At 67.1% G+C, this 18919-nt stretch carries 11 protein-coding genes; 7 read left to right on the plus strand and 4 right to left on the minus strand.

The features are described from left to right. Positions 1-44 precede the first annotated feature (44 nt). Both IPG61_10850 and IPG61_10855 read right to left on the minus strand, forming a co-directional pair. The gene (locus IPG61_10850; protein MBK6734570.1) at positions 45-5156 is read right to left on the minus strand and encodes a S8 family serine peptidase; all 5112 of its coding nucleotides are present in this window, start codon (positions 5154-5156) and stop codon (positions 45-47) included. A 732-nt stretch (positions 5157-5888) separates the two neighbouring features. After that, the gene (locus IPG61_10855; GenBank protein MBK6734571.1) at positions 5889-6362 is read right to left on the minus strand and encodes an N-acetyltransferase; all 474 of its coding nucleotides are present in this window, start codon (positions 6360-6362) and stop codon (positions 5889-5891) included. Between the two features lie 145 nt (positions 6363-6507). On the opposite strand from IPG61_10855, the gene IPG61_10860 reads away from it, so the two are divergent. Genes IPG61_10860 through IPG61_10870 form a run of 3 tightly spaced genes read left to right on the plus strand, consistent with a single transcriptional unit; the run spans position 6508 to position 8710 of the window. Continuing rightward, the gene (locus tag IPG61_10860) at positions 6508-6894 is read left to right on the plus strand and encodes a zf-TFIIB domain-containing protein (protein MBK6734572.1); all 387 of its coding nucleotides are present in this window, start codon (positions 6508-6510) and stop codon (positions 6892-6894) included. A gap of 8 nt (positions 6895-6902) precedes the next feature. Continuing rightward, a complete protein-coding gene (locus tag IPG61_10865) occupies positions 6903-7463 on the plus strand; it encodes a LemA family protein (GenBank protein ID MBK6734573.1) in 561 nt (186 codons plus the stop codon). A gap of 47 nt (positions 7464-7510) precedes the next feature. After that, positions 7511-8710, plus strand: a complete 1200-nt coding sequence (locus IPG61_10870; protein ID MBK6734574.1) for a M48 family metallopeptidase — start codon at positions 7511-7513, stop codon at positions 8708-8710. A gap of 20 nt (positions 8711-8730) precedes the next feature. Here IPG61_10870 and IPG61_10875 read toward each other — a convergent pair whose 3' ends face one another. Both IPG61_10875 and pabB read right to left on the minus strand, forming a co-directional pair. Beyond that, positions 8731-9360, minus strand: a complete 630-nt coding sequence (locus tag IPG61_10875; GenBank protein MBK6734575.1) for an aminodeoxychorismate/anthranilate synthase component II — start codon at positions 9358-9360, stop codon at positions 8731-8733. Then, positions 9357-10913, minus strand: a complete 1557-nt coding sequence (gene pabB / locus IPG61_10880; GenBank protein ID MBK6734576.1) for an aminodeoxychorismate synthase component I — start codon at positions 10911-10913, stop codon at positions 9357-9359. Before pabB ends, IPG61_10875 begins: the two co-directional genes overlap by 4 nt. 300 nt (positions 10914-11213) lie before the next feature. On the opposite strand from pabB, the gene IPG61_10885 reads away from it, so the two are divergent. From IPG61_10885 to IPG61_10900, 4 genes are read left to right on the plus strand one after another with little or no spacing between them, the layout of a single operon-like run. Then, a complete protein-coding gene (locus tag IPG61_10885; protein ID MBK6734577.1) occupies positions 11214-13202 on the plus strand; it encodes a hypothetical protein in 1989 nt (662 codons plus the stop codon). Positions 13203-13222: 20 nt separating this feature from the next. Beyond that, positions 13223-14812: a hypothetical protein gene (locus tag IPG61_10890; protein ID MBK6734578.1), complete on the plus strand. Its 1590-nt coding sequence runs from the start codon at positions 13223-13225 to the stop codon at positions 14810-14812. Next, a complete protein-coding gene (locus IPG61_10895) occupies positions 14809-17685 on the plus strand; it encodes a TonB-dependent receptor (protein ID MBK6734579.1) in 2877 nt (958 codons plus the stop codon). Before IPG61_10890 ends, IPG61_10895 begins: the two co-directional genes overlap by 4 nt. Then, positions 17679-18737: a PorV/PorQ family protein gene (locus IPG61_10900; GenBank protein MBK6734580.1), complete on the plus strand. Its 1059-nt coding sequence runs from the start codon at positions 17679-17681 to the stop codon at positions 18735-18737. Before IPG61_10895 ends, IPG61_10900 begins: the two co-directional genes overlap by 7 nt. The last annotated feature ends 182 nt before the right edge of the window (positions 18738-18919 follow it).

Here is an 18919-nt window from a genome sequence, read left to right on the forward strand (position 1 = left end):
CTCCGGGAGCGGGGCTGTCCCCGCGCCGGGTCAATCCTGCGGCTCTACTTGACCAGCGTCATGCTCCGGGTGATGTCACCCTCGGCCGTACGCAGGCGGTAGAAGTACACACCCGACGGGACCTGGACGCCTTCGTCCGACTGGCCCGCCCAGATGTAGTCGTGGTTGCCGGCGTCGAGCTCGCCCGTCGCCAGCGTCCGGACCAGCGCACCGCGCACGTCGAACACCCGCAGGTCGACCAGACCACGCGTCGGCAACGCGAAGCTGATCTTCGTCGCGGGGTTGAACGGGTTCGGCACGTTCTGCGAGAGGGCCAGCAGCGTGGGCAGCTGGTTCTCGACGCCCGAAATGTAGTCCTGCACGGTCATCGTCAGCGGGACCTGCACTTCGGGATTCGCCAGGTCGTTGCTCAGGATGCGCACCATGCCGGTGTGCACGCCCAGGCTCAGGCCGGACGAATCGAGGTTGACCGTCAGGTCGGCGCTGCCGCCGGCCGGGATGGAACCCGCGGACGGCGTCACCGTCGCCCACTCCGGCAGTGCCGTGAACTTGATGGCCAGGTTGTTGTGCAGGTACGTCGCATTGTACGCCACCTGCAGGCCGACCGTGCCCGTCGCGTTCTGCATGCCCACCGTGGCGCTGTTGCCGGCGCCGCCCAGCGTCAGGTACTGGTACGTGATTGTGCCCGACGGGGTCAGGATCACCTGGAAGGTCAGCGGGATGCTGCCCGTGTAGGTGTAGACGCCGTCCCACTGGATCACCAGGTTGCCGCCGACATTCTGGTAGAAGATGTCGCCGCTACCCGCGGTCGTCAGGTTCAGGTCGTCCCAGAACGGGGCCAGCATGTTCAACGGCGCCGAGGCGCTCGGAATCGCCGTATTGGAGTACGTCGTGACCGTGCTCGAGAAGCTGATGAAGCCGTTCGAGCAGACCCGGAACGTGGTGAACTGCTGGTCGTAGTACTTGAAGGTGAAGCCGATCGGGAACGGTCCCAGGTTGGAATCGTCGCCGGTCGTCATTGCCGCGGTACCCGTGTCGCCGATGTCGGTCCAGTTGAACACCGGGCCGCCGACGGCGTCACTGTCGATCCAGCTGTAGCCGAAGGCATCCGGGCCGCCGCTGCCCATGGGGGTCACGCCGAACTCGTCGTCCTGCGCGTCCTTGGGGCGCTCGGCAGCGGGAGCCGCAGCCTTCGCGTTGGCCACCAGCTTGTTGTACAGGTCCGGCGAGGGCACGGTGTAGTTCAGCGTGCCGGTGCCGTTGTTCTCGATGTGGATGTTCGCGGTCCGCTGCTGGTTGGGCGGCACCGTCTCGTTGATCGAGGCCGGGGTCACCACGATGCCGGCGTTGTTCAGGCCCGTGCCCGACAAGGTCACCGTCAGCGTCGGATGCGACACGTCGTTCGTCGTCAGGGTCAGCGTGCCCGTGGCCAGGCCCGCAGCGACCGGCGCGAAGGTCACGCTGATCGCCTGGGTGGCGCCGGGAGCCACACTGAACGGCGCGGCCACGTTGGCCGTGAAGACCGGGTTGTCGATCGACAGGCCCGTCACCTGCAGCGAGGCGCAGCCGACGTTGGCCACACCAGCGGCCAGGACGGCGTTCTGCGTCAGATAGACGTCACCGAAGGCCAGGTTCGTCGGCGCAACCTGGGCATCCGGCGAGCCCAGCAGGTTCAGGGTCACCGGCACGGCGACGTCCGCCGAGTCGGGGTCGTTGCTGAGCACGTGCAGGTTGGCGGAGTACGTGTCGCCGCAGAGGCCGGCGGCGTCGAAGCCCACCGTCACGATGGCGCTGCCGCCCGCAGGCACGGTGCCCGCGTTCGGGGTCGCCGACAGCCAGGGCGTCTGCGACTCGAAGCGGATGGCCATGTTGTTGTGCACGTAAGCCGCGTTGAAGTTCGGCGCCAGGCCGATGTCCATGGTCTCGTTCTGGATGCCGATGGTGGCGCCATCCAGGACCGAAGGCATGTTCTGGTAGTGGAACTCGATCTTGCCGCTCGGATACAGGTGGATCTGGAACGCGTACGGTCCGCCCGTGCCCAGGCGCGGAACGTCCTTGTACTCGATGATCAGCCTGGTGCCGTCGTAGTAGTAGTACGCGTCACCCGCGCTGCTGAAGGTCAGGTCGTCCCACCAGGGGGCGACCAGGTTCTCCGGCGCCGTGGCGCTTGGCAGGTTCAGGTTAGAGTAACTGGCCAAGGCCACGTTCGTGAAGCTGATCCAGCCGTTCGTGCAGGCGCGGAACGACGAGAAATCGGTGCCGTAGAACGGGAAGTTGAACCCGATGTTGAAGGCGCCGAGGTTCTGGTCGTCGCCGGTGAACGCGATCGGCGTGCCGACGCCCGAGATCTCGATCCAGTTGTAGACCGGACCGCCGACCTCGTCGCTGTCCTTCCACTTGTAGCCGAAGGCATCCGGGCCGCCGGCGCCGGTCACCACAGGGGCGCCGATGCGCGGGTCGACCGCACCCTTGGCCAGGTCGATCGGCTCGGAGCCGGGCACGGGCGCCGCGCTCTTGTTGAGCACGGTGATGTACTCGGCGTCGGGGATCGTGAAGTTCAGGTCACCGAGGCCGCTGTTCGTGATGGTCAGCTGCTGGGTCGAGGTGCCGCCGGTGGGCAGCGTCTCGGTCAGCGAGGCCGGGGCCACCGCGATGTTCGGGAAGTCCAGGCCGGTGCCGCCCAGGGTCACCACGAGCGACGGCGAGTCGGAGTCGTCCGAGGTGATCGTCAGGTTGCCCGCGATGACGCCCGGCGTCGTCGGCGCGAATTTCACCGGAACACTCAGCGTGGCGCCGGCGATGATCACCACAGGCGTCGCCTGCGTGGTCGAGAAGTCGCCGTTGCTGAAGCTGAGGCCATAGATGTTCAGGTCGGCGCAGCCGCCGTTGGTGATGTCCACGTTCAACACCGCATTGCCCGTGATGTAGACCGACCCGAAGGCCAGGCTCGTCTGGGCCAGCGCGATGTCCGGCGTGCCGGTCAGGTTGATGGTCGCGGGCACCACAACGTCGGCATTCGTCGGGTCGTTGCTCAGTACATGGATGTTGGCGTTGAACTGGCTGCCGCACAGGCCGGTGCCGTCGAACGTCACGGCGATATTGGCGCTCGCGCCGGCAGCCAGGCTGCCGCTGGTGGGGCTGATGGCCAGCCACGGCGGCAGGAAGGCAAAGCGGATCGCCAGGTTGTTGTGCACGTAGGCGGTGTTGAAGGCGACCGTCAGGCCGTCCGTGCCCGCCTCGTTCTGGATGCCGACGGTGGCGCTGTCGAACGGCGCCGTCATCGTCAGGTAGTGGTACTCGATGGTGCCGTTCGGATACAGGTGCATCTGCATCGAGTACGGGCCGCCGGTGTTGTAATTGTCCCAGTTGGTGTACTGGACGATCATCCGGGTGCCGTCATAGTAGTAGTGGCAGGTGCCGCCGGTGGGCAGCAGGTCGTCCCAGAACAGGGCCGCCATCGCCAGCGGGGCGCCGGCCGAAGGCAGGGCCGAGTTCGCATTGGCGGTCGCCGACGACGTGAAGCTCACGAAGCCGTTCGAGCCGATGCGGAACGTCGTGTAGTCCACGCCGTAGAACGGGAACGAGAAGCCCAGGTTGAACGGCCCCTGGTTCGAGTCGTCGGTCAGGGTCACCGAGGTGCCCAGGCCCGCGATGTCGATCCAGTTGAACGCCGGGCCGCCGGGGCTGTCACTGTCGGTCCAGTTGTACCCGAACGCGTCGGGACCGCCGGAGCCGTTGATGCCCGCGCGCAGGTCGGCCTCGCCCTTGCCCAGTTCGACGTATTCGTACTGCTTGACGGGGGCGCGGTCGGACTTGGCGGGGATGATGTAGGACGGGGTCGGGATCGTGAAGTCGAGCACGCCCACGCCCGTGTTGGTCACGGTCAGCGTCTGCGTCTCGGAGCCGCCGGTCGACAGCGACGCGGACAGCGAGGTCGGCGCCACGGCGATCGTCGGCGGGGCCAGCGTGGTGCCGGCCGGGCTGTTCGAGAAGTCGCCGAAATTGCCGTACTCGTCCTTGGCGCGAATGCTGAAGTAGTAGGTCGTCGAGGCGACGAGGCCATTGACCTGCATCGTCTCGGCGGTGCCGGACACCGCGGGGTCGGGTTCGCCCGTCACCTGCGTGGCGGCGTTCCAGCCGGCCAGGTCGGTGATCGGGGCGGCCGCGTAGCGGATGTCGTAGCTGCTGGTGGTGCCGACGATGCCGTCATCGCCGGGGGCCGTCCAGTTCAGCTGCAGCCAGTTGGAAGCCGCGGTGCCGACCGCCAGGTCGATGACCGTGCTGGGCAGGGTCACGTCCGGGTCGGCGATCAGCTTCAGCAGGTTCAGGCGGCCACCTGTGATGCACAGGCCGGACAGCGCCGGAACCGCGTCGTTGCCGAGGTTCATCAGCAGGGCCTTGCCGTCGTCCACCGAGATGGACGGGAAGCGGCCGCGCAGCATCGCCATGGCGCCGGCCACGTGCGGGGTCGCCATCGAGGTGCCCGAGAAGTTCTGGTACGTGTTGCCGGGCGTGGTCGACCAGATGTAGAGGCCGGGCGCGGCGATGTCGACGGTCGTGGCGCCGTAGCTCGACGACCACCAGCCGGGCTCGACAACGCGCTGGTCGCGGTTGTTGGTCGCCATGACCGCGATGACGTTGTTCACGTTGTAGTTGCTGGGATAGTTCGCGGTGACGTCGTTGTCCTGGCCGGAGTTGCCGGCCGCCGCGACGAAGAAGATGTCCGCGGCATAGGCGGCCTGGATGGCCGCTTCGAGGGCCGCGTCGTAGCCGCCGCCGCCCCACGAGTTGCTCATCACGTCGACGCCCATCAGCGTGGCGTATTCGATGCAGCTGATGGCGTTGGCGGTCGAGCCCGAGCCGCCCGACGTCAGGAACTTGCAGCCCATGATCTTGACGTTCCAGTTCACGCCCGCCACGCCGATGCCGTTGTTCGCGACACCGCCGATGGTGCCGGAGCAGTGCGTGCCGTGGTCGTTGTCGTCCATGGGGTCGTTGTCGCCGTTGGCGAAGTCCCAGCCGTGGATGTCGTCGATGAAGCCGTTGCTGTCATCGTCGATGCCGTTGCCGGCGATCTCGCCGGGGTTCGACCACGCGTTGGCCGCCAGGTCGGGGTGCGTGTAGTCGACGCCGGTGTCGATGACCGCGACGACCACCGACGACGAGCCGGTGAAGACGTCCCAGGCCTCGACCGCGTCGATGTCCGCGCGGGGGTGCCGGCGTTGCCGCCGTCATCGAGCTGTCCCGTGTTGTTCAGGCCCCAGAGGTCGCCGAAGCGGGGATCGGTCGGGGTCTCGAGCGCGTAGAGCAGGTAGTTGGGCTCTGCGTACTCGACGTTCGGGTTGGCCTCGAGGGCCGCAACGGCCGCCTCGACCGAATTGTTGCCGACCTTCCAGTGCTCGGCGCCGATGAACGTGAATTCCTTGACCTTCTGGCCCTGCACGAGCAGCGCCTTCTGGGCCGAGGACACGCCCGGCTTGAACTTGACGATGAGTTCCCCAGGTACCCATTGCCGGCTGGTATCAACAGCCGCACTGGCTCCCGTGGCGAACAGGCCTGCCATGGCGATAGCCAGCAGCAGGAGCGACAGGATTCGCTTCATGTTGGTTCCCCCCAAAAAAAGCGAGTGAACGTGGCGAGGTCTTCGCGGACTTCACGGCAAGGACCAGGCACTGGTGGCAGCCGATGCCTGGCAAAGCGCTCCGGACGCGATGGACAGCGGGTCGATTCTACCAATACCGGGCTGATTTTTTCAATCAATTAGTAATTTGCACTTATGGCGACTTTGTGAATATTGCGACATGATATCAATAAAACGAGCGGTATGGAATAAATGAAGGCCGCCTGGTCAAAAACAGGCGGCCATCATCAAGTCCTGACGGATTGGACTACTTCTTAGGTCCGTAGCCGTCTTTGTAGCGCAGGATCTTCGCCGGACAGCCGGCCACGATGGCGCCGTCGGGCACGTCCTTGGTCACCACGGCGCCGGCGCCGACGACGGCGTTCTTGCCGACGCGCACCGGCAGGATCGTGGAATTGGAGCCCAGGCTGGCCCCGTCCTCGATGCGGGTGGCCTTCCACTTCTCCTTCTCGGGCTGCGGCGGCATGGTGTCGTTGATGAACATGACACCGTGGCCGACGAAGACGTCGTTGCCGATGGTCACCAGCTCGCAGATGAAGGTGTGGCTCTGCACGCGGGTGCGATCGCCGATGACGACGCCGCCCTGCACCTCGACAAAAGTGCCGATCATGCTGTCGCGGCCCACCTTGCAGCCGTACATGTTGACGAAGTTCCAGACCTTGGTGCCCTCGCCGATCTCGCAGTCGCGGATCAGCTGCCTGTCGTTCACCGGGTAACTCATGGCGATGTCCTGTCTGTTGGGGGGCGGCGCGGGAAAATCGGCGCGCCCATTATCGTACATGGAGCCCGGGGCGTCCACCGCCGGAACCATCCTCCCGTTGCACAAACGGCCCGGATGGCGGATCCTGACCCCCGGAAGGAGCGCCATGAAGTGTCCCGCCTGCCGCGTGCCCATGTACGTGGCCGAATACCAGCAGATCGAACTCGACCTCTGCGGTCGCTGCGACGGCGTCTGGTTCGACGGCGGCGAGCTGGCCCTGCTCCTTGGTGATGAACCGCCCCTGGCCGCCACAGAGGCGGCCCCGGACGAGGCGACACGCACCTGTCCCCTGTGCGACAAGCCCATGGCGAAGGTGAATATCGGTCCGGGCCGGCGGGTAGTCGTGGACCAGTGCCCGCAACGGTGCGGCCTGTGGTTCGACGGCCCTGAACTGGCGGAACTGACGACCGACCTGGAAACGGCGGGCTGGTGCCTGTCGGCGAAGGTGCGCGGATTCCTCCGGGAGATGTTCCCGGCGAAAGGTGGCAAGTGATGGCTCTGCTGATGGTCCCCCTGCTGGTGCTTCTGGGTCTGGCCGCGGTCCTGGCCATGTGGGGTATCGGTGTCTACAACGGCCTCGTGGCGGCCCGCAACCGCGTCAAGGAATCGTGGGCGCAGGTCGACGTGCAGCTGAAGCGCCGTTTCGACCTGATCCCGAACCTGATGGAGACGGTGAAGGGCTACATGCAGCATGAGCGCGGCACACTGGAAGCCGTGACGCAGGCGCGCGCAGCCGTGTCAGGCGCGGGCAGCACGGGCCAGCGCATCGAGGCGGAAGCCGGGTTGTCGGCGGCGCTGGGCCGCCTGTTCGCGGTGGCCGAGGCGTATCCCGACCTGAAGGCCAGCGCGAACTTCGCCAGCCTGCAGGAAGAGCTGGCCAGCACCGAGAACAAGATCGGGTTCGCGCGCCAGTTCTACAACGAGACGGTCATGAACCTGAACAACAGGGTCCAGATGTTCCCGGGCAACCTGATCGCCGGCATGTTCCACTTCGGCGCCGAGACCTTCTTCGAAGTGAAGGACGAGGTGCAGCGCGAGGCTCCGAAGGTCTCATTCAACTGAGTTTCCTTGCAACTGAGTCTCCTTCAACTACTGACGGGGCGCCGGGCATGTGGGAACAGATCGCGGCCAACCGCCGCAAGTCCACCCTGCTGGTGATCACCGCGGCGCTGCTGCTGGCATTGCTGGGCTGGGCGGGCGGCGAGTACTTCCTGGGCCAGGGCGGCGGCACGGGCGGCGTGCTGCTCGCCCTTGTCGTCTGGCTGGTCATGACGCTCGCGGCCTGGTTCCAGGGCGACAGCATCATGCTGTCTGTGGCCGGCGCGCATCGCGTGCAGAAGGCGGACTTTCCCCAGCTGTTCAACATCGTCGAGGAGATGACGCTGGCGGCAGGCCTGTCGAGGATGCCGGCGGTGTATGTCATCGACGATCCCGCCCCCAATGCGTTCGCCACCGGCCGGCGGGCCGAGAACGCGTCGGTGGCCGTTACCAGCGGCCTGTTGCGCACGCTCGACCGTGATGAACTGCAGGGCGTGGTGGCGCACGAGATGGCGCACGTGCGCAACCGCGACATCCAGCTGATGCTGTTCGCCGGCGTGCTGGCCGGGGCCATCGTCATCCTCGCCGAGACGGGATTGCGCGGCATGTGGCTGGGCGGGGGCCGCAGCCGCTCGCGGCGCGAGGGTGGGGGCGACAGCTCGGGCCTGGTCGCCATCTTCGCGATGCTGCTGATGATCCTGGCGCCGATCATCGCGCAGCTCATCTACTTCGCGGTCTCGCGCAAGCGGGAGTACCTGGCCGACGCCTCGGCCGCCTCGTTCACCCGCTACCCGGAAGGGCTGGCCTCGGCGCTGGAGAAGATCAGCCGGGCGCCGCAACGCCTGGGCGGGGCCACCTCGGCCACGGCGCCCATGTACATCATCAACCCGCTCAAGCGTGCGGGGCAGGCGGCGGCCAACGCCACCAGCACGCATCCGCCCATCGACGAGCGCGTGCGCATCCTGCGTTCGATGGCCGGCTCGGGGCTGGCCGAGTACGAACGCAGCTTCCGCGCCGTGACCAACGGTGGCGGGGTCATCCCGAAGTCGGCGTTGAAGGAGGATGCGGCAGCGCCCGCGCCGGCGCGGCCCGTCGCGGGCCCGGCGCCGTCAACGCGCGAGAACGCACGGCAGGTCGACGACTACTTCTACAGGCAGGGTGGTTACCGCCGCGTGGACTGCGCCTGCGGGACCACACTGCGCATCCCGCCCGATTTCGCCTCGCCGGCGGCCAAGTGCCCCCGCTGCGGCACGCTGCACGACCTTCGCTGATTTCGCGAGTGCAGCAACGCTCAGACGTCGCGATCGACGACCACGTCCTTGTGGAAGCCCTCGGTCAGGAAACGCGCCACCATCGCCGGGCCGTATTCGGTGCCGATGCTCTCGGGGTGGAACTGCACGCCGTACAGCGGCCACTTGCGGTGCCTGACACCCATGACCAGCCCCTCGTCGGTCCAGGCCGTCACGCGCAGGCAGTCCGGCAGCGAGGCGCGCTCGCCCACGAGTGAATGGTAACGCATCACCTCGAGCGGCTCGGGCAGGCCGGCAAAGAGGCCGGCGTCGTCGTGGAGGATGAGCGACGTCTTGCCGTGGCAGGGCTCGGGTGCGCGCACGATGCGGCCGCCCATCGCGTCGATGATACCCAGGTGGCCCAGGCACACGCCGAGGATGGGCACTTCGGGCCCCAGTTCGGTGATGGCTTCCAGTCCCACACCCAGGTAGCCGGGGCGGTCGGGGCCCGCCGGTCCCGGCGAGATGACAAGACGCCACGGCGCCAGCGCCCGCAGCTCGGGCAGCGACAGGGCGTCGTTGCGGAACACGAGTGGTTCACGCCCGTCGTCGAGCCCCGCGACGAGCTGGAACAGGTTGAAGGTGAACGAGTCGTAGTTGTCGAGGATGACGACAGGTCCTCGTGCACTCATATTCCGTCCCTTTCAGTGCACCCGTCACGGGCGATTTCCAGCGCCGCCAGCAGCGCCCGGGCCTTGTCCAGGGTCTCGCGGTACTCCGCACCCGGTTCACTGTCGGCGGTAACGGCGCCGCCCACCCCGAACGTCACCCGGCCATTCGTGCCGATGAAGGTGCGGATGATGATGCTCAGGTCCATGGCCCCGTCCCAGCCCAGCCAGCCGAGCGCGCCGGCGTAGATGCCGCGCGGCATCGGTTCCAGCGCCTCGATGATCGCCATCGCTTCCAGTTTGGGCGCTCCCGTCATCGAGCCGCCGGGAAAGCAGGCGCGCATGGCGTCGAGGGCGTCCCGCCCCGGTTTCAGTTCCGCGGTGATCGTCGAAACGAGCTGGTGCACCGTCGCGAACGACTCGACGATGCGCAATTCGGGCACCGCTACGCTGCCTACCGCGGCGACGCGTCCGAGGTCGCTGCGCACGAGATCGACGATCATCGTGTTCTCGGCGTTGTCCTTCGGGGAATCGGCCAGGTCGCGGCGCAGGAGTTCGTCCGCGGCGGGCGTCGTCCCGCGCGGTCGCGTGCCCTTGATGGGGCGGCTCTCGAGCCGGCCGCGGACGTCCAGGCTGAGGAAGCGCTCCGGCGAAGCCCCGGCCACGGTGACGCCGCCGGCGCGCAGGAAGGCGGCGAACGGCGCCGGGTTCACCGCGCGCAGCGCTCCGTACAGGCGCCAGGGGTCGCAGGGCAGGGGAGCCGAAAGCTGCTGCGTAAGGCAGATCTCGAAGGCGTCGCCGGCCAGGATGTGGTCGCGACAGCGCTCGACGGCTTCACGGTAGGCCGTCTCGTCGCAGGCGGCCGTGACGAGGGACAGGTCCGGAGCGCGGTCGCAGGCCGGTGGGGCCGGCGGCTCGCTGGTGGCCGGGTCGGCCGGGTCGCTCCGGCCCTGGGTTGCGCCGAGTCTGGCCTGCCAGGCGGCGAGGCGCGCCTCGAGATCGCGTTCCGCCGCCTGCGGGTCACAGCCGCGCCCGGTGGCCACGAGCGTGGTGGTTCCGTTGGCGTGGTCGTGGCACAGCACGTCGTCGCAGGCCAGGAACAGGAGGTCGGGGGCGGCCGATTCGGTGCGGTCCTGCCGCCAGGGCAGGCGCTCGGCGGCCCAGGCGGCGTCGTAGCCGAACCAGCCGACCAGGCCGCCGCCGAAGGGAGCCTGGTCGTCGGCCGGCCCTGTCGCCGGCCCGTAGGCCTGTCGCAACAGGCGCAGCGCCTGCCACGGGTCGCCGGACAGGTCCAGGCGGCGTGGCGACCCCGGGCGCGAGCCGTCAGGTTCGCGCCAGACCGTCAAGGTGAGGTCGAGCGTGCCGCCGGTGCCCTGCCGGCGGCGGCCGGACAGCTGCGCGCAGGGTTCGCCGCCGGCAAAGGACCAGCGGCCGAGCCGTCCGTCCGGCAGGGCGCTGTCGAGCAGGAAAACCTCGCCGGCGGGCGGGAACAGCTCGACGGCGCGCCAGAACGGCATCGCCGTGGCCGCCGTCATCCGACGGCGGGCGGCGTGGGCGCACACAAACGAAAAATCCACGTTGTTCTCCGCCGGTATTTGCGCCGGTTCCGGTTGGCAGCATTGACACGAGCCGATGCGGGAAGGTACTTTTGCCCGACTATCCCCGGACCCGCGGTTCGGGGTTCAATCTCTGTCGGCGGCACAGCTTCGGCAAGGAGCGCCGCCGCGCCGGCCCGGTGTCCCCACACACCCGGTTCCGGCCGCCCCGCCCGGGCTGTCGGGTTCGCGGAGTCGACGTTGAAATTGCCGCGCCCAAAAATGCCGCGCCCAATAATGCCGCGCCCAATAATGCCGCGCCCAATAATGCCGCGCCCAATAATGCCGCGCGTATTAGTCTCGCGATACGTGACCGTCCTGCTGGCGGTCTCCGCGGCGACGTGCGCCCTGGCCGAACCGCGCACGAACCTGCTGACGAACGTCGGCCTGCTCGGCATCACGCTGACCAACCTGGGCTATTTCGGCAACGCCTTCAGCAACCGCAACCAGCCCTCGGGTGAGTACCCGCTCTACAGCAACGTCGAGCACATCTACCGCGGGGGCATCTGGGTCGGGGCCCGGGCCTCGGACGGAACCGTGCACGTGTCGACCGGCGCCCAGGACGCCAACGGGCTGCAGGAAGGCGACGACATCCGCGAGTTCGAGGACTTCTACGACACGGACAACGCAGGCAATCCCGAAAACTTCGTGCGCATCTGGTCGAACAGCCAGAACGCCGACAACTACAATCCGGCGGCGCTGGCCACCCAGCATTTCGAGCTGTTCTTCGACGACTACACGCAGGTCGAGTCGGGCAACCATACGCCCCTCGGAGTGAAAGTGCGGCTGCGCGCGCTGGCCTGGGGCAATCCGTTCGCCGACGACTTCGTGATCATGGACTATACGCTGGTCAACGTGAGCTCCGGCGAACTGCGCGACGTCTACCTGGGTTTGTGGCTCGATACCTCGGTCGGCAACACCGAGTACAAGACGCCCTACGACTCGCAGGCCACCAACCGCTGGGACTACTGGGACGATTACAACGGCGCCTTTGGGCCGGTCGGTGTCGTCGAGCCGAGCGCCACGGTCGAAGACGACCCGAATATCTGGATGGCCTACGAACACGACGCCGACGGCGATGAAGGCCTCGCCACGAGCTGGATCGGCTACCGGGTGCTGGGGACGAACCTGGCGCCTGCGACCGGTGACACGGTCCCGCCGGTTTCATTCAACATGTGGCGGTTCCGCGGCGTGCCCGAGCGTGACGACGAGTACGAGAACCCGGATGAACCCGGGGTCATGCTGCCCGGCAAGTACCAGATCATGAAGAACCACAACTTCGACGTCGGCGACAAGCCGGAGAACAACTTCGCCGCCCAGTCGAACTGGGTCAGCATGATGTCGACGGGGCCGTTCACGACCTGGGCGCCCGGCGACACGCTGACCATCACCTTCGCCATCGTGGCGGCGCCCGATTCGCTGGGACTGCTCTCGAACAGCAAAGTGGCGCAGGTGGCCTATGACGACGGCTTCACCATCCCGTCGGGCCCGCCGTCGCCGCGCATCACTTTCGCGACCGACAACAATTCGGTGATCATCAGCTGGGCGGCCGGCGACTCGCTCGATACGCAGGGCCAGGTCCTGCCCACCGACAGCCCGCTGCGCTCGCCCGAGCACCACATCAGCCTCATCACCGGCCGCGAGGACTTCCAGGGCTATCGCATCTACCGTTTCCAGGGCACCTCGCTCTCCGGCAACCCGTTCGAGACCGCGACGATGGTCGCGCAGTTCGACCGCATCGACGGCATCGGATTCGACACCGGGCTGCCGCCCGGGGGCGAGGACGGCCGGCGTCGCTTCACCGATACGGGGCTGCTCGACGGCTTCCCCTACTGGTACGCGGTGACGACCTTCAGTGCGCCCGACATCGAGGACGGCCTGCCCGAGTTCGAGAGCGGGTTCAACGAGAACGCCGATCTCGTTTTCCCGGGCCCCGGCGCCGCCGATTCCGGTGCCACCGGCGGCGTCGGCGTCTACCCGAACCCGTACCGTGCGGCGTCGCTGTTCGACTCCCGCGCCACCGGCGGCATCGCCGAGACCGGCCGCAAGCTGTGGTTCACGGGGCTGCCCGCGCGCAGCCGGATCCAGGTGTTCACGCTGGCCGGCGACCTGATCAAGACCCTCGAGCACGACGACCCGAACTCCGGCCAGGAAGCGTGGGACCTGATCAGCGAGCCCGTGCGCGCGATCGCCTCGGGTCTCTACATCTACGCGGTGACGGACCTGGACACCGGCGATGTCCAACGCGGGAAGCTGGTGATCATCAAGTGACCAGGGTAAGGCGCGGCCGGGTGACTTCGAACGCGTGGACGGTGCTGGTGCCGGCCCTGCTGGCGACGGCCGTCACGGCGGCGGCCATCATCGCCGGATGCGCGGCCAACGAACCGTTCGACCCGACGACGGTGCCGAACCAGGCGCCGGTCGTGCGGCTCTTCGTGGGTCCGGTTGACCCGGGCGGGACCCTGAACGCGACCAGCTACTACCGCCGGACTTTCCGTTGGAGCGGCACCGATACCGACGGCTGGGTGCGCCAGTTCTACGTCTCGATCCGCACGCAGGCCGGCGTGCCGGCACCGTGGGACACAACCACGCGCACCGACACCACGATGACCTTCACCCCCGACGACATCGGGCACGCCGAGGCGACGTTCCTGCTGGTCTGCCGTGACGATCGCGGGGCCCTGAGCGACACCGTCGTGCAGTACGTGCCCATGCGGAATTTCCCGCCCGCAGTGAACTTCGAGAGCGATTTCGACCCGCTGCGCAACCTGCAGCGGGAGCTCATCGACATCAACGGGCAGGTCACCACGAACCCGTCTGCGGCGGTCGACACGAACTACTTCAACTGGGGCCCGATGAACTTCCGCATGTTCGCCCTGGACCTCGACGGCGCCGAGACGATGGACGAGTTCTACCGCTACACGCTGGCCGACGGCGACGCGCTGCCGACCGTCGACGAGGGTGAACCGGGTGCCGACCCGAACCTTGCCTGGGTTCGCGTGCCGTTCAACTCGAGCGCCGACATCAAGAAGTTCGAGATCGTGCTGGACGATGTGCCGGCCGGTCCGGCGCGTACCCTGCGCATCTCGGTAAAGGACGAGGCCAATTCGGACGCGAATTTCAGCTACACATGGGAAGTGCGTGCCCCCAAGGGGCCGGTGCTGTTCGTCGGGGAGGGACTCAGCCCCACGGGCCGCGCATATTACGAGAACCTCCTCAACGCGCGCTACGGTGTTGACGGTTGGGACCGGTATTCGTTCTGGATCGTGAATTCGCCGGATTCCCCTTCGCTGCTGCTGGAGACCTTCCGCAAGTTCGAGGCGGTGCTCTGGACCGACGCCGGCTCCGGCAGCGCGAACCTGCAGCGTGTCTCGGCCCTGAACGGCGTGCTACAGCAGTACCTGTGGCCGATCGACGACTCGGATCCCGGCGCCTTCCTCTACGTGTCGAAGGCACTGGTCGGTCCTACCAGCGGCCTGACTTCGGCCTTCCTGCAGGCGGTGGTTGGGGTCAGCCCGACGCCGTCGCCGGCGGCACCGTTGAACATCCCGACCGCCAAGCAGGCCCTGCACCAGGGCGGCACGCTGCCCGACATGATCACGACGCGGACCACCACGGGCAGCGGCGTGGGCATCCAGCGGCTGGCCGCTGGCGACAACGAGCCGCTCTACCGCATGGAAACCTGCACCTGCTACGGCGACCCGCGCCGTCCGCAGGAGCCGTATGACCCGATCGTCGGGATCCGCGTGCCGGCACGGGCGACTTCCGCGCTGGCGCGGTTCGCCGGGCTCAGCCTGCAGTTGGATATCTTCGAGGCGACCCAGGCGGCCGCCGTCATCAACGGCATCCTCGAGTCCGAGCTGGGAGTGGTGGTGCCGTGAGCAGGGGCCTGACCACCATCGCTGTCGTGATGCTGTTGCTTGCTGCGGCCATCGGCCCGGCCGCTGGCCAGACGTCCGGAGGCCAGACGACAACCGGCCAGACGTCAGCAGTGACGGATCCCCTGTCCCCCTGCACCATCAAGGGGCGCATCTTCGACGCCGAGAGCGGCGAGACGATGCCCTACACGAACGTCTTCATTGCCGGCACCAACTCCGGCACCATGGCGTTCACCGACGGGTTCTACATCCTGCGCGGGCTGCGGGCCGGTACCTACACAGTGAAGGCCTCGTACATTTCCTACGGCGTGGGTTCGCAGACCGTGACGCTGGCGCCCGGCGAGATCGTCAACCTGGACTTCCGCCTGGAAGTGCAGGCCATTCTGGCCGAGACGCTGGAGATCGCCGCCGACCGCGCGCTGATCGAGGTCGACCGCACCGGCAGCAGCCACTTCCTGAGCGCCCAGCAGCTGGCGGCCATGCCCCTGGACCAGATGGTCGACATGATCGCGCTGCAGCCGGGCGTGACCATGCAGGACAACGAGATCCATATCCGCGGTGGTCGCGCCGACGACACCATGTTCGTGGTCGACGGCATGTCGGTGAACGACCCGCTCGGCGGCGGCGGCTACGGTTACCAGATGGACCCGGCGATTATCAACGAGATCGAGGTCCTGACCGGCGGCTTCAATGCCGAGCACGGCCAGGCGGTCAGCGGCGTGGTCAACGTGACCACGAAGGAAGGCAACGACTTCCTCGAGGCGCGGGCCAGCTTCAAGCGCGACTACCTGCTGCGGACGGTGCCCAAGAACGACTACACCGACTGGCGCGACCTGACCGATTTTACCGAGCCGCAGAACATCGACATCTGGAAGGCTTCGCTGTCGGGCCCCGATCCGTTCTCGGCCGGCCTGCGGCGCCTGGGCCTGAACCTGCCGGGCACGCAGTACCTGCTGGCCAGTGGCTCGCTCGAGACCAAGGACGGCCACCTGCCCATCTTCAGCCGCCAGAACCGGCTCGAGTCGCCGCTCTACAACGACCGTTTCTGGTCGCCTCGCGCGGACAACAACTGGAACGGAATGATCAAGTGGACGTGGAACCTGGACCCGGCCCGCAAGATCAACCTGAACGTCAGCCGCAACGTGGGCATCAGCCAGGGCTTCGACCTGGCGGGCGAGGGGTATCCGTTCAACTTCCTGCGCAACCTGGACAAGTACGCTGTCTTCACCAACGAGAATATCCTGACGCAGGCCTACTACCGTCAGGTGCTGGGTGACAAGTCGTGGTTCGAACTGACGCTGGGGCGCAACTTCAACCGCCAGCACACCAACGTCAACGGCAACGACGACTACACGACCTATGAGCCGCGCGGCAACGTGGGTAACCTGACCGGGCAGGTCACCGGCAGCGAGGACCGCTGGCACGACCACTACTCCGAGTCCTACACGCTCAAGGGCGCCTATTCGTTCATGGGCGGCGGCCACAACGAGTTCAAGACCGGCGTGGATTTTTCGTCGACCGAGATCCAGCTGATCGACCTGGCCAGCGGCCTGGCCTCGCCGCCGCCGGGCAAGCTGGGCATCCGCGAGGATATCTTCGTCGCGCACACGCTCACCGGCGCGGCGTACTTCCAGGACAAGGTCGAATACCGCGGGCTGATCCTCAACGCGGGGCTCCGTTCCGACTTCTGGGCGCCGGGGCGCGAGGTCGAGGACGTCATGACGCACCCCGACGACTACCTTTTCGTCACGCCGGAGATGGCCGACGAGTTCTACGCCGGTACGACGCGCGCACTGGGCCGCAACTGGAAGGTGCGGCTGTCGCCGCGCCTGGGCCTGAGCTTCAAGGTGACCGAGCGCGACAAGTTCTTCTTCAACTACGGCCATTTCAACCAGTGGCCGCGGTTCCTCTACGTGTACCCGCAGCTCACGGCCACCTCGGCCACCAAGGTGCAGCTGCTCGGCAACCCGAACCTTAACCCGAAGATCACGGTCGAATACGAGACCGGGATCCAGCACGAGTTCGGCGGGCTGTGGAGTGCGGGCGTCACGTTCTTTAATCGCGACATCTTCGACTACGCCAAGAGCGTGGCGCTGAACTCGGTGTTCGTGTTCGCCGAAGACACGCCCGATCCCAACGATACGGGCACCACGACGATCAACCCCGTGCGCTATTTCAACGGCGATTCGGCGCGCAGCCTCGGTGTGGAGTTGTCGGTGGTCAAGCGCACGACGCGCTGGGTGAGCGGTTCGGCCAACCTGGAACTGCAGCGTTCGACCGGCACGAACAGTTCGGCCGACGAAGCCTACCTGCAGGCGGCTTTCGGGCAGGACTACGACGGTTCGGCCAACCTCGGCAGCCTCACGCGTTCGCCGCTGCTGTGGGACAAGCCGTGGGCTTTCAGCCTCAATGCCGACCTCTCCATTTCCGAGAAGGATCGTCCGTCCATCCTCGGCTGGACTGTGCCGCCCAACTGGAGCCTCAACCTGCTGCTGCAGGCCGAGGCCGGCCAGCGCTATACGCCGATGATCTACCTGGGGCCCAGCAACTACCTGCGCGGTTCGGAGTACAGCGAGGTCGGGCCCATGAAGTCTTCGGTGAACCTGCGGTTCAACAAGTTCTGGAAGTTCGGCCAGCGCGAGCGCCTGACGTTCTCGCTCGAGGTCCGCAACCTGTTGAACCACAAGAACTACCGACGCATCAATCCGTGGACGGGCGACGGCTACAAGCTCGGTGACTTCAACCCGGGCTGGACCGAACCGCAGGGCGAGGAAGGCTTCACCACCGACAGCGAGCCGTACGCCACCAGCGTTGTCGACCCCAGCTACCTCGAGGACCCGCTTACGGTCCTGTGGGGGGTGAGCTACGCATGGTAGGAACGCGTGCCCGTCGCCTGGCTGTGGCCGTCTCGGCCGGTGTCCTATTGTGCGCGGCAGCGCCCGCTGCCCGCGCCGGTGACCTCCTGCGCCTGTTCGGCGAGGAGAACGCCGGTACGTCCAGCGCCCAGTTCCTGCGCATTCCCGTGGGCGCCCGCGCCGTGGGACTTGGGCAGGCGTACTCTGCGCTGTCGACCGACGGCGCCGCGATCTTCTGGAACCCGGCCGGGCTCATGCGCACGCCGGGTCGCAGCAACTACTTCGCCAGTCATGTGGCATGGACTGCCGACATCGACCTGGACTTCGCCGCGTACCACCGCCGCGGGCAGAATTTCGCCTACGGACTGATGTTCGGCGCCCTGCGTTCGGGCGATATCCTGCGCACCGACGAACTGCACCAGGAAGGCACCGGCCAGTACTTCAATGCCAACCAGTTCTTCGTCGGCGCCAGCCTGGCGCGCGCCATGACCGACCGGTTCTCGATCGGCATGACCGCCAAGTACTTCCAGGAGAATCTGGACGAGTACCAGACGAAGGCGATCCTGGCCGACCTCGGCATCCTCTACTACGTCGGCGTGGGTGACCTGCGCGTCGGATTTACCGTGCGCAATTTCGGCACCGACATCCGCCCGGGCGGCACGCCGCCGGCGACGCCGGACGGCTACGTGGCAGCCGCCGACTTCCAGAGCTTTCCGGCCCCGACGGTCGGCGCCTTCGGTGCGGCCAGGACCTGGAATTTCTCGTCGAAGGTGGCCCTGCTGACTACGGCCGACTTCAACCATCCTTCCGACTACTCCGAGAGCTTCCGCCTGGGCGCGGAGCTGGCGCTGCGGAACCAGTTGTTCCTGCGCGGCGGCTTCGAGACCAACCGGCCCGAGGGCGGGCTGGCCGCGGGCTTCGGCCTGATGGTCGAGCGCCACCAGTTGAGGATCCGCGTCGACTACGCGTACAGCGACATGGGCAGCTTCGGCGTCATCCACCACTTCTCGATCGACCTTTCCCCGCTGTGGCGGCGGCCGCCGGCCGCGATCGACCAGGGGAGGCTGCCCTGATGCGCTTCCGCGGCCAACACGCGACGCTGACTGCCGCCGTGTCCATGCTGGGCGCGCTGGTGCTGGCCTTCAGCGGCACCGGTTGCGGCGAGAAGATCGCCATCCCGCAGCCTGTCGGCCTGTTTTCGGTCGCCGCCTGGCTCGAGGATGACGCGTTCGTCGATCCCGATGCACGCCAGGTG

The sequence above is a fragment of the bacterium genome, from assembly GCA_016703265.1.
Taxonomy (GTDB): domain Bacteria; phylum Krumholzibacteriota; class Krumholzibacteriia; order LZORAL124-64-63; family LZORAL124-64-63; genus CAINDZ01.

Coding starts and splice junctions, on each gene's coding strand:
- IPG61_10900 (MBK6734580.1), top strand. CDS start 17,679: ATGGTAGGAACGCGTGCCCGTCGCCTGGCTGTGGCCGTCTCGGCCGGT.
- IPG61_10885 (MBK6734577.1), top strand. CDS start 11,214: ATGCCGCGCGTATTAGTCTCGCGATACGTGACCGTCCTGCTGGCGGTC.
- IPG61_10870 (MBK6734574.1), top strand. CDS start 7,511: ATGTGGGAACAGATCGCGGCCAACCGCCGCAAGTCCACCCTGCTGGTG.
- IPG61_10860 (MBK6734572.1), top strand. CDS start 6,508: ATGAAGTGTCCCGCCTGCCGCGTGCCCATGTACGTGGCCGAATACCAG.
- IPG61_10855 (MBK6734571.1), bottom strand. CDS start 6,362: ATGAGTTACCCGGTGAACGACAGGCAGCTGATCCGCGACTGCGAGATC.
- IPG61_10875 (MBK6734575.1), bottom strand. CDS start 9,360: ATGAGTGCACGAGGACCTGTCGTCATCCTCGACAACTACGACTCGTTC.